7 protein-coding genes are annotated in these 11,652 nt (G+C 72.9%); 3 read left to right on the forward strand and 4 right to left on the reverse strand.

Going from position 1 to position 11,652, the window contains the following annotated elements; all coding sequences use genetic code 11:
• Window positions 1-154: 154 nt before the first annotated feature.
• The 3 genes from ACFU5F_RS40720 to ACFU5F_RS40730 all read right to left on the reverse strand — a co-directional run bounded on the left by ACFU5F_RS40720 (window position 155) and on the right by ACFU5F_RS40730 (window position 5,265).
• Window positions 155-946: a S1 family peptidase gene (locus ACFU5F_RS40720; protein ID WP_383898520.1), complete on the reverse strand. Its 792-nt coding sequence runs from the start codon at window positions 944-946 to the stop codon at window positions 155-157.
• A gap of 351 nt (window positions 947-1,297) precedes the next feature.
• Window positions 1,298-4,153: an AAA family ATPase gene (locus ACFU5F_RS40725; protein ID WP_383898522.1), complete on the reverse strand. Its 2,856-nt coding sequence runs from the start codon at window positions 4,151-4,153 to the stop codon at window positions 1,298-1,300.
• A 215-nt stretch (window positions 4,154-4,368) separates the two neighbouring features.
• The gene (locus tag ACFU5F_RS40730) at window positions 4,369-5,265 is read right to left on the reverse strand and encodes a response regulator transcription factor (protein ID WP_383898524.1); all 897 of its coding nucleotides are present in this window, start codon (window positions 5,263-5,265) and stop codon (window positions 4,369-4,371) included.
• Between the two features lie 101 nt (window positions 5,266-5,366).
• Here ACFU5F_RS40730 and ACFU5F_RS40735 point away from each other — a divergent pair, with 101 nt between their 5' ends.
• Both ACFU5F_RS40735 and ACFU5F_RS40740 read left to right on the forward strand, forming a co-directional pair.
• On the forward strand, window positions 5,367-7,046 hold the full coding sequence (locus ACFU5F_RS40735) for an AMP-binding protein (RefSeq protein WP_383898526.1): 1,680 nt from the start codon (window positions 5,367-5,369) through the stop codon (window positions 7,044-7,046).
• On the forward strand, window positions 7,043-8,635 hold the full coding sequence (locus ACFU5F_RS40740) for an AMP-binding protein (RefSeq protein WP_383898528.1): 1,593 nt from the start codon (window positions 7,043-7,045) through the stop codon (window positions 8,633-8,635). Before ACFU5F_RS40735 ends, ACFU5F_RS40740 begins: the two co-directional genes overlap by 4 nt.
• A 21-nt stretch (window positions 8,636-8,656) precedes the next feature.
• Here the strand turns inward: ACFU5F_RS40740 and ACFU5F_RS40745 are convergent, their stop codons facing one another.
• Window positions 8,657-9,361, reverse strand: a complete 705-nt coding sequence (locus tag ACFU5F_RS40745) for a hypothetical protein (protein WP_383898530.1) — start codon at window positions 9,359-9,361, stop codon at window positions 8,657-8,659.
• Between the two features lie 280 nt (window positions 9,362-9,641).
• Between ACFU5F_RS40745 and gcl the strand changes: the two genes are divergently transcribed.
• Window positions 9,642-11,426: a glyoxylate carboligase gene (gcl, locus tag ACFU5F_RS40750; RefSeq protein WP_383898532.1), complete on the forward strand. Its 1,785-nt coding sequence runs from the start codon at window positions 9,642-9,644 to the stop codon at window positions 11,424-11,426.
• Window positions 11,427-11,652 lie beyond the last annotated feature (226 nt).

Consider the following 11,652-nt stretch of genomic DNA (forward strand, 5'->3'; position numbering starts at 1 on the left):
GCGCCCTGCCCCCCGGGGGGCCCCCTTGTCGCCCCCCCGCCCCCCCGGCCCTGGGCCTGGGGGCCCCGCTACCCGCTCGGGCCCGGTCCCGGCCGCCCCCTGTGAGTTCCCGGGGACGTGCCCCGGGAGTCTGTCGGGTCGCGCCCGGCCCCGGTTACGAGGCGAGCTGCGCGGCCACCGTGCTGGAGAAGGTGGTCAGCCGGGTGTAGATGCCGGGGAACCCGGCGTCCGCGCACCCTTCACCCCAGGAAGTGATGCCTGCCAGGACGCCCCCGATGAGCAGGGGACCGCCGCTGTCGCCCTGGCAGGTGTCGACGCCGCCGGAGGTGTATCCGGCGCAGACCATGTCGCTCGCGATGAAGTCGGAGCCGTAGGAGGTGCGGCAGCTGGAGTCCGACACGAGCGGGACGGTCGCGGTGCGCAGCTGGTTGGAGGAGCTGCCGTTCGACGCGGTGGCTCCCCAGCCGAGGATGCGGGCGGTGGTGCCGGCCGTGTAGACGCCCGTGCTCGAGGACGAGACGTACTTGGCCGTGGTGTACGGCATCGCCGTGGACAGGGTCAGCACGGCGACGTCGTCGCCCGTCTTGACATTCCGGAAGCTCGGGTGCACCCATATTCTGCTCACCCGGCTGACCGTGCCGTTGGTGCCGTTGGCGTAGGTGCGGCCACCGACGACCCTGACGGTGCTGGTGGTCTCGCCGACCATGCAGTGCGCGGCGGTGATCACCTTGGTGGGCGAGACGAGGGTGCCCCCGCAGAACTGGTCCTGAGAAGCGTCCGTGATCTGCATGACGAAGGGGTACGCGGACGCCGTGGTCGTCGTGCCGCCCACGATGGGCTGGGAAGCGGCGGCGGCGCCCGGCGCGGTGAGCAGCGCGGCAGCGGCGGCGGCAGCGGTGACCGTGGCGGCCACCATCGACTTCTTGACACGGTGGAGCCCGAACATGGTTCTCCTCAGGGGGCGTTGCCGGTGGGGGACACGCGGGTGGGGGAGCGGTGCACAGAGCCGGCGGTGCCGCCCCCGCTCGGGGGAGCCGAGCGGGGGCGGCGGGCCGGTCCGTGTGCCCTGGCGTGCGGCACGTCACAAAAAATAGGAGCGGGAGGGATCCCCTCCCAAGGGGGGATCCCCCTAGGGGAGTTGGGGAGGGAAAACCCTCGATGACCCGGGCCGGGGTTTGAGCCTAGGCTGGAGCCGCAAGGTCGCCGCGCGCTCGTGGTACCGCCCGGGCGCGGCAGACGGGAATGTGACGACAGGGCCCAGGTCCCGGGAGGGGCTCGTCAGCCGGTCCCGGGGAGGTCAGTTCGTACGGTGTCCCGCCGCCAGTCGCACGATGTCCACACGCGACCGGATGCCCAGCTTCCGGTAGACGCGCGTCAGTGTCGCCTCGACCGTCTTCACGCTGATGTACAGCCGGCCGGCGATCTCCCGATTGGTCGCGCCCTCCATGACCAGCTCCGCGACCTGCCGTTCGGTCGCCGCGAGCACGGCGAGGGCGTCCAGCGCCGAGGGGGCGATCGCGGGCTGCTGAGGGGGCGCCGGGGCGACGGCGGCCTCCTCCACCCGACGCAGCCACGGCAGGGCGCGGCAGCGGCGGAACAGCCGGGACGCCTCGTCGTACGAACCGGGCCCGGAGGCCGGCGCCGCTCCCGGCCGGGCGAGCCCGGGTCCCTGCGCGGTGCGCAGCCCCGCCAGGGCGAACGCCGCCCGCGCCTCCTCCAGCCCGTAGCCCAGCTTGGCGAGCCGGTCCTGCGCCGACGTCAACTGCCGTACGGCGGCTTCCTGTTCACCCCGCGCCGCGCGCACCAGGGCCTCGGCCCGGTCGAGGACGGCGAGCACGCTCTCCCGGCCGAGCCGCAGGGCCTGCTGCCGGGTGACGTCGATGACGTCCTGCGCCTCCGTCAACTCGCCCACCCGCACCAGGGCTTCGGCGAGGTCACCGTGCCACCGGCCGCGCGCGGGATCGTAGATCCCCAGCCCGTCCTCCAACTCCCGTACGCGGCGCAGGGACTGCACCGTGCCCGGCGCGTCACCGGCCACCAGCTGGGCGTGCCCGAGGGCGCCCAGGGCGCGGGAGAGGTACATCAGGTCGCCGTCCTGCTCGGCGCGGTCGGCGGCCTCGCGGGCCAGCGCCCGGGCCCGCTCCACGTCACCGCCGGCGGCCTCCGCGAGCGAGGTGAGCATGGCGGACGCGCCCTCGCCGATACCGGAGTCGCGGGCCAGGACGTAGCCCTCGCGGGCCAGGTCGAGCGCCCGGCCGCAGTGCCCGGAGCGCAGCTCGGTCTCCGCGAGGAAGCGCACGTAGTGCACCTCGCTCTCGACCATGCCGCGCCGGCGCACCTCGCGCAGCAGCGAGGTGATCGTGGCGCGGGCCTCCCCGAGCTGGTCGCTCATCATCAGCCAGCGGAAGCGGGTGGCGCCCGCCCCGTTGTGGTGACAGGCGAGCTGCGGGTCCTGCGGCTCCTTCAGCGCCCGCTTGATCGTCGCGGGCGCGTCCGGGTGGCCCATCAGCATCTCGGTCTGCGCCTGGAAGGAGAGCGCGAGCAGCTCGGTGCGCCGGTCCTCGGCGCGCGCCGCCAGCTCCGCGGCCCGGGCGGCCTCCTCCCGGCTCTGGGCGAAGTCGCCTTCGAGGACCAGGGCGCGCCAGGCCAGCTGGTAGCGGACCAGGCCGAGCAGCCGCGGGTCGTCGCCGGCGTCGGCGAGGACCTGCGGGTAGACCGCGTCGACCTCGGCGAGGGACTGCCCGGCCGCGTCGATCACCACCATCCAGGCGCGGACCCGCTCGGCGGGCTCGGTGGCCCGGCTGAGCACCTCACGGGCGATGTCCCGGCCGAGGTCGTTCTCACCGGCGGTCAGCGCGTCCTCGGCGGCCTGCAGCCGCCGCTCGTCGGGACCCGGCGTCGCGTCCGCCGGGGTGCGCCGGGCCGCGAGGAGTCCCAGCTCGGCGGCGACCGAGGGCGCGCCCCGGTCCCGGGCCACGGCCGCGGCCTCGCCGAGCCGCGCGGCGACCAGCGGATCGGCGCCGTGGGTGGACAGCGCCAGGTGCCGGGCCCGCTCGATGGGGTCGACGGCGGCGGTGGACAGCGCCGCGTGGGCGGCCCGCCGCTCCTGGGCGGTCGCCTCGGCGTACAGGGCGGCGGACACCAGAGGGTGCGCGAACCGCACGCCCGGGCCCTCCCGCTCCGGGGCGAGCAGCCCCAGCTCGACGGCCTGGGCGGTCTCCGCCTCGGCGTTCTCCCGGCCGGCGGCGCGCAGCAGCGCCACGGTGGGCCGGGCACCGGCACTGGCGACGAGCAGGGTGCGGCGGGCCTCGGCCGAGAGCATGTCCAGCCGGTTCAGGACCAGGGTCCGCAGCGAGGTCGGCACCGGCAGCTGCTCGCCGGGACGCGGCGGCGTCGGGCTGTCGGCGAGGGCACGGCCGAGTTCCAGGGCGAAAAGCGGGTTGCCTCCGCTGGTGCGGTGGATGTCCCGCACGGCGGAGCGGGGCAGACCCGTGTAACCGCGGTTCTCCAGCAGCTCGGCGACGTGCGTCCGGGACAGCGGGGTGAGCCGGAGAGCGAGGGTGTCGGGCGGAGACGCGCGTAGATACCTGTCCTGCTCGTGACCGTGCGGGTCCGTCGAGGTACGCACGGCGCACAGCATGCGCACGGGCAGCTCGCCCAGCCGCCGCGCCGCGAACCCGAGCAGCTCGACACTGGCCGGATCCAGCCACTGGAGGTCGTCCGCGACGATCAGCACCGGGCCCTTGGCGGCCAGGGCCCGCAGGGTCGACAGCACGGCCAGCCGGAGCGCGAGCCCGTCGCGCTGGAGGGTGGACTCGCCACGGCCCGTGAGCGCGGACTCCAGCGCGGTGCGCTGCGGCGCGGGCAGCTGGTCGGACACCTCGTCCAGGACCAGGCCGAGCAGATCGGTCAGTGCCAGGAACGGCAGATGCGACTCGGACTCGGTGGCCGAGCAGCGCAGCACCGTCCGCACCGATTCCTCGTCCGCGGCGGCCAGGGCGCGCAGGATCGTCGACTTCCCGATCCCCGCGGAGCCGTGCACGAGCACGCTGCCGCCCCGCGCCAGCTGCTCACGGGCCCCCGCGAACAGCTCCTCCCGGCCAATGACCAGGTCGGGGCGGGGTCTCCCAGGCTCCTTGAACTCCCGTCGCACGGGCCACCGCTCCCCTCGAGTGTCGTGTCCGGGCCAATATTAGGCATCCAGTCTTTGAATTTCGGAACGCAGGCCCGGTGTGGGAAATAACAGGAAGGGTACGGCATAAGGAATTTCACATGCCCGTTACATGAAAGCCCGGGTCCGCAACGCCCTCGTCACGGGGTACGGAGGACCCCGTGGGCACGTCCCTCGGCCCCCGGTGAGGGCCCGCTCTACGGCAGCAGCCCCGCCCGGCGCGCGGCCACCACCGCCTCCAGCCGGGTGTGCGCCCCCAGCTTGCGCATGGCCGAGCGCAGATACGCCTTCACGGTCTCCGGACGCAGCCCCAGCCGCTGCGCCGCGACCGCGTTCGTGGAACCCATCGCCACACAGGCCAGTACATCCACCTCACGCGCGGTGAGGGCGACCCGCTCACCGCCGGCCTGCACGGGCGCGGCCGACCCGGCGGTGTCCCCGCCGGGGGAGGACGCCCCCGCCAGCCGGCCGCACACCCGCAGCAGCTCGGCCCGCAGCCCCGGATCGTCGATGCGCGGGGCCAGTGCGCGCAGCGCCCCGTGCGCCTCACGGACCTCCTCCCACGCCCCGGCCGAGTCTCCGTGCTCGGCGCCCGCCCGGACCGTGGCCAGCAGGTTCCGTGCCTCGTCCCGCACCACCAGCGCCTGCTCCAGGTCCCGCGCCGCGTCCAGCGCGGCCCCCACCGTGCGGTCGCCCAGCGGCTGTGCCGCTCGCAGCGCGCCGTACAGCACCCCGCGCACCTCACGGCGTACGACGACGGGTACCGCGAGGACCGAGCGGATGCCCTCGGCGGCGACCGCGGCGTCGTACTCGTGACTGATCTGGCGTGACAGCGAGTAGTCGGTCACCCAGCAGGGGCGGGCCAGCGCCACCGTCTTGCCGCCGAGGCCGTTGCCGGAGTGCACGGCGAGGCCCTGGAGCGCCGTCGTGCGGTTGCCCTGGAGTTCGCTGATGCGCAGTTGCCCGGGGCCCGGCTCGACCAGCCCGGCGAAGGCGAGCGGCAGGCCGGTGGCCCCCCGCAGCGTGCGCAGCGCGCCCCGCAGGTCCGCCCTGCCCCGTGCCGTCCCGACGGAATCCGAGGGATCCGATGCCACGAACTCACCCCTTCCGCGCGGCGCACCCCCGTTCGGGGGTGGTGAGACGTGTATCACGCATTACACGATGTCGGGCAACGGTCCGGCAATGAGGAGGACACATGTCGGCGAGGACGAGCGCCACGGACGAGTTCCGCGCGGCCCGGGACTTCCTGCTGACCCATCGTGACGACTACGCCACGGCCTACCGGGACTTCACCTGGCCGCGCCCGGAGTACTTCAACTGGGCGCTCGACTGGTTCGACGTGATCGCACGAGGGAACGACCGCACCGCGCTGCACCTCGTCGAGGAGGACGGCACCGAGACCGTGGTCTCCTTCGCCGAGATGTCCGAGCGCTCGTCCAAGGTCGCCAACCGGCTGCGGGACCGGGGTGTGCGCGCCGACGACCGCATCCTCGTGATGCTCGGCAACCAGGCGGAGTTGTGGGAGACGGCCCTCGCCGCGATGAAGCTGCGGGCCGTCGTCATCCCCGCGACCCCGCTGCTCGGCCCCGCCGACCTGCGCGACCGCGTGGAACGCGGCCGGGTGAAGCATGTGATCGTACGGGCCGAGGACGCCCCCAAGTTCGAGGACGTGCCCGGCCGTTACACCCGCACGACCGTCGGCGGCACGGTGGACGGCTGGCGGCCGTACGAGGAGGCGTACGCGGCCCCCGCCCGTTTCGAGCCGAACGGGCCGACCAACGCCACCGATCCGCTGATGCTGTACTTCACCTCGGGCACGACCGCCCGGCCCAAGCTGGTCGAGCACACCCATGTGTCGTATCCCGTCGGCCACTTGGCGACCATGTACTGGATCGGCCTGAAGCCGGGCGACGTGCACCTCAACATCTCCTCGCCCGGCTGGGCCAAGCACGCCTGGTCCAACCTCTTCGCCCCCTGGAACGCGGAGGCGACGGTGTTCATCCACAACTACACCCGCTTCGACGCGGGCCGGCTGCTGGCGGAGATGGACCGCGCGGGGGTCACCACCTTCTGCGCCCCGCCGACCGTGTGGCGGATGCTCATCCAGGCCGACCTCACCCAGCTGAAGACCCCGCCCCGCGAGATCGTCGCCGCCGGTGAACCCCTCAACCCCGAGGTCATCGAGCAGGTGCGCCGCGCCTGGGGCGTGGACATCCGTGACGGCTTCGGCCAGACCGAGACCGCCGTCCAGGTCTCCAACAGCCCCGGCCAGCGGCTGAAGACCGGCTCGATGGGCCGGCCCGGCCCGGGCTTCAAGGTCGTCCTCCTCGACCCCGTCTCGGGCGCCCCCGGCGCCGACGAGGGGGAGATCGCCCTGGACCTCTCCAACCGCCCGGTCGGCCTGATGACCGGCTACCACGGAGACCCGGACCGTACGGCCGAGGCGATGGCCGGCGGCTTCTACCGCACCGGCGACATCGGCTCGCGCGACGAGGACGGGTACCTCACCTACGTGGGACGCGCGGACGACGTGTTCAAGGCGAGCGACTACAAGATCAGCCCCTTCGAGCTGGAGAGCGCGCTGCTGGAGCACGACGCGGTCGCCGAGGCGGCCGTCGTGCCCGCGCCGGACGAGGTCCGCCTCGCCGTACCGAAGGCGTACATCGTGCTGGCGGCCGGCTGGGAGCCCGGCCCGGACACCGCGAAGGTGATCTTCGAGCACTCCCGGACCGTCCTCGCGCCCTACAAGCGGTTGCGCCGCCTGGAGTTCGGCGACCTGCCGAAGACCGTGTCGGGCAAGATCCGCCGCATCGAGCTGCGCGAGGCCACCGCCGCGGGGTCGGACGCCGAGTACCGCGAGGAGGACTTCCGGTGAGCGGCGAGCCGTCGTACACGCACGGCACCGGTGGCACCGCCCTGCTCGGCGACACCATCGGCGCCGACCTGGACCGGGCCGTCGCGGCCTGGCCGGACCGTGAGGTCCTCGTCGACGTGCCGTCGGGGCGGCGCTGGACGTACGCCCGGTTCGCCGCCGACGTGGACGCGCTGGCGTACGCGCTGCTCGCGAGCGGTGTCGACAAGGGCGACCGGGTGGGCATCTGGGCGGTCAACTGCCCCGAGTGGGTGCTCGTCCAGTACGCCACCGCCCGCATCGGCGCGATCATGGTCAACATCAACCCGGCCTACCGCACCCACGAGGTCGAGTACGTCCTCCGCCAGTCCGGGGTCCGACTGCTGTTCGCCTCGCTCCGCCACAAGGGGAGCGACTACCGGGCGATGGTCGAGCAGGTGCGGGGCCGGTGCCCGAGGTTGAGGGAGACCGTCTTCATCGGCGACCCCAGCTGGGACGCGCTGGTCGCGCGGGGAACGCCGGTGCCGTATCCGGAACTGTCCTGCGACGACCCGATCAACATCCAGTACACCTCGGGCACCACGGGCTTTCCCAAGGGGGCCACCCTCTCCCACCACAACATCCTCAACAACGGTTACTTCGTGGGGGAGTCGCTCGCCTACACCGAGCAGGACCGGATCTGCGTGCCCGTGCCGTTCTACCACTGCTTCGGCATGGTGATGGGCAACCTCGCGGCGACCTCGCACGGCGCCTGTGTCGTGATCCCGGCCCCGTCCTTCGACCCGCGGGCCACCCTGGAGGCCGTCCGGCGGGAGCGCTGCACCTCGCTGTACGGCGTGCCGACCATGTTCATCGCGGAGCTGAACCTCCCCGACTTCGGCTCCTACGACCTCTCCTCGCTGCGCACCGGCATCATGGCCGGCTCACCCTGCCCGGTGGAGGTGATGAAGCGGGTCGTCACCGAGATGCACATGACGGAGGTCGCGATCTGCTACGGCATGACCGAGACCTCGCCCGTCTCCACCCAGACCCGGCGCGACGACGACCTGGAACACCGCACCGCCACCGTGGGCCGCGTCCTGCCGCACATCGAGGTGAAGGTCGTCGACCCCGCGACCGGGGTGACCCGGCCTCGCGGTACGGCGGGCGAGCTGTGCACCCGCGGCTACAGCGTGATGCTCGGCTACTGGGAGGAGCCGGAGAAGACCGCCGAGGCCGTCGACGCCGGCCGGTGGATGCACACCGGCGACCTGGCGACCATGCGCGAGGACGGCTACGTCGAGATCGTCGGCCGTATCAAGGACATGATCATCCGGGGCGGCGAGAACATCTACCCGCGCGAGATCGAGGAGTTCCTGTACGGCCACCCGAAGATCGCCGACGTCCAGGTGGTGGGCGTCCCGCACGAGCGGTACGGCGAGGAGGTCCTGGCCTGCGTCATCCCGCACGAGGGGGTCGAGCCCCCGACCCTGGAGGAGCTGCGGGCCCACTGCGAGGGGCAGTTGGCGCACTACAAGATCCCGAGTGCGCTGCGTGTCCTGGACGCCTTCCCGATGACGGTGTCGGGGAAGGTGCGGAAGATCGAGCTGCGGGAGCGGTTCGCCGCCGGGTAGCCCCCGCGCGCGGGCGACGCCTCAGGCCCCCGCGCCCGCGGCGGCCAGATCCGTCGCCGCGCCGTTCACCGGCTGCGGGGTGCCCGTGAGGTCCAGCACGAACAGGCAGACGCCCAGATCGTCGGCACGGTCGCGGGCCTCGTCGGTGTACCCGGCGAGGGAGAAGTAGGCGCAGACGGCGGACTCCGTCATGGCGGTCAGCCACAGGCACTCGACGTCGCGAGGCGTGGCCGGGCGGACCGACGGGTCCACCTGGGCCAGCACACCCCGCGCGGCCAGACCGATCCCGGACGGCTGGCGCTGGTCGGCGCGGCGGACGTCCCGGTAGCCCAGCCAGCGCAGATACAGGGCGACGGTGGTGACCGCGTCGCGGGCCGTGCGGATGGTCAGGGGCCGGAAGACCGCCCGGGGGCCGGCGGGCGCCGCGGCGGAGCCGGGAGCGCCGCCGGCCCCCGGTGACGCCGGGGTGCCGGCGACGGGCACCCGCAGCACGGTCCCGCAGGCGCAGCCCAGCTCCGGGTGGGGCCACTCGCCGGTGCGCCCGCAGCCTCCGCAGCGCACGGTGATCCAGTCCTCGTCCCAGGTGCGGTGGGTGACGGAGGTGGGGCCGGCGCGGCGGTTCAGGGGCGGGGCGACCGGGGTGCCGCACGCGCAGGGGTACGCAGGAGCCGCGTACGGGTGCTCGCGCCCGCAGTCCGGACACCGCACCACCATGCTCTCGTCCATGCTCCCCACCCCACCACCGAGCGGCACCGAAAACGCCTCCCCATCGTCCTCCAGCCGGGGCCGCTCCGGCAGGCGAACACCCCGAGACGCCGGGGTGGATCGCCGCCGCCCGCGCCCTTGACGCTCCCTGCCACCCCTCCTACTCTGCTTCCAGATAGCAGAAAATAATTTCCGTATTATGGAATTCACCTGATGCGGAAACATCAACTGACGGGATGACGGAAGTGCTCACCGCGGGGCGCGACGGGAGAGGCTCCGGCAGCTGAAGCAGGAGTACGCAATGGCTCGTATGACCGCTGCCCGCGCGGCAGTCGAGATCCTCAAGCGCGAGGGTGTCCGTGACGCGTTCGGTGTCCCCGGCGCGGCGATCAACCCCTTCTACGCCGCCCTGAAGGCGGCAGGAGGGATCCAGCACACCCTGGCCCGGCACGTCGAGGGCGCGTCGCACATGGCCGAGGGGTACACCCGCGCGCGTCCCGGCAACATCGGCGTGTGCGTCGGCACGTCGGGGCCCGCCGGGACCGACATGATCACCGGGCTCTACTCGGCCACCGGTGACTCCGTCCCGATCCTCTGCGTCACGGGCCAGGCACCCACGGCCGCGATCCACAAGGAGGACTTCCAGGCGGTCGACATCGCCTCCATCGCCAGGCCGGTCACCAAGATGGCCGTGACCGTGCTGGAGGCCGCGCAGGTCCCCGGGGTCTTCCAGCAGGCGTTCCACCTGATGCGCTCCGGGCGGCCGGGGCCGGTCCTCGTCGACCTCCCGATCGACGTCCAGCTCACCGAGATCGAGTTCGACCCCGACACCTACGCACCGCTCCCGGTCTACAAGCCCGTCGCCACCCGCGCCCAGATCGAGAAGGCGATCGGGCTGCTGAACGCCTCGGAGCGGCCGCTGATCGTGGCGGGCGGCGGTGTCATCAATGCCGATGCGGCCGAACTCCTCGTGGAGTTCGCCGAGTTGACGGGTGTGCCGGTCGTGCCCACTCTGATGGGCTGGGGCGTCCTGCCCGACGACCACGAGCTGAACGCCGGCATGGTCGGACTGCAGACCTCGCACCGCTACGGCAACGCGACCTTCCTGGAGTCCGACTTCGTCCTCGGCATCGGCAACCGTTGGGCCAACCGGCACACCGGGAAGCTGGACGTCTACACGGCGGGACGGACGTTCGTCCACGTCGACATCGAGCCCACCCAGATCGGCCGGATCTTCGCCCCCGACTACGGCATCGCGTCCGACGCCGGGGCCGCGCTGGAGCTGTTCGTCACGGTGGCACGGGAGTTGCGGGCGGCCGGCCGGCTCCCGGACCGCTCCGCGTGGGCGGCGGCCGCACAGGACCGCAGGGCCCGGCTGCAGCGCCGTACGCACTTCGACGACATCCCGATCAAGCCGCAGCGCGTCTACGAGGAGATGAACAGGGCGTTCGGTCCCGAGACCCGGTACGTCTCCACGATCGGCCTCTCCCAGATCGCCGGCGCCCAGCTCCTGCACGTCCACCGCCCGCGCCACTGGATCAACTGCGGCCAGGCGGGACCGCTCGGCTGGACGGTCCCGGCCGCGCTCGGCGTCGCGAAGGCCGACCCGGAGGCCCCCGTCGTCGCGCTCTCCGGCGACTACGACTTCCAGTTCATGATCGAGGAGCTGGCGGTCGGGGCGCAGCACCGCATCCCGTACGTCCATGTCCTCGTCAACAACGCCTACCTGGGCCTCATCCGGCAGGCCCAGCGCGCCTTCGACATCGATTTCCAGGTCAACCTGGAGTTCGAGAACGTCAACTCGCCGGAGCTGGGCGTCTACGGTGTCGACCACGTCAAGGTCGCCGAGGGTCTCGGGTGCAAGGCGATCCGGGTGACCGACCCGGCCGAGCTGGGCGCCGCCCTCGAGGAGGCGAAGAAGCTCGCGGCGGAGTACCGGGTGCCGGTCGTCGTCGAGGCGATCCTGGAACGCGTCACCAACATCTCGATGTCCACGACGAACGACATCGGCAACGTGGTGGAGTTCGAGGAGATCGCGACGGAGCCGGGCCACGCGCCCACGTCGATCAGGCCGTTGCGGGTCTGATCCGATCAGGCCGCTGCGGGTGCGAGGGCCTGCGGCCCGGTCGTCGGGTGCGGCTCGTCCGGGGGGCGGGCCGCATCCGGCCGGGGTGAGCGTGACGGTGGAACGGGCGTGGACGGCGACGAACGGGGCGCGGACCGTCGAGGGGGTGAGAACGGCGGACGGGGGGAGGTCCTGCGGCGGCGCGACCTCGCAGGACGCGAGCCGCTTTGCCGTGCCGCCGCAGGGC

Origin of the sequence: Streptomyces sp. NPDC057438 (assembly GCF_042802995.1) — a bacterium.
Classification (GTDB): domain Bacteria; phylum Actinomycetota; class Actinomycetes; order Streptomycetales; family Streptomycetaceae; genus Streptomyces.

Excerpts from the sequence above, each read along its gene's own strand:
- ACFU5F_RS40720 (WP_383898520.1), bottom strand. The coding sequence starts at position 946 with ATGTTCGGGCTCCACCGTGTCAAGAAGTCGATGGTGGCCGCCACGGTC.
- ACFU5F_RS40735 (WP_383898526.1), top strand. The coding sequence starts at position 5,367 with ATGTCGGCGAGGACGAGCGCCACGGACGAGTTCCGCGCGGCCCGGGAC.
- ACFU5F_RS40745 (WP_383898530.1), bottom strand. The coding sequence starts at position 9,361 with ATGGACGAGAGCATGGTGGTGCGGTGTCCGGACTGCGGGCGCGAGCAC.
- gcl (WP_383898532.1), top strand. The coding sequence starts at position 9,642 with ATGGCTCGTATGACCGCTGCCCGCGCGGCAGTCGAGATCCTCAAGCGC.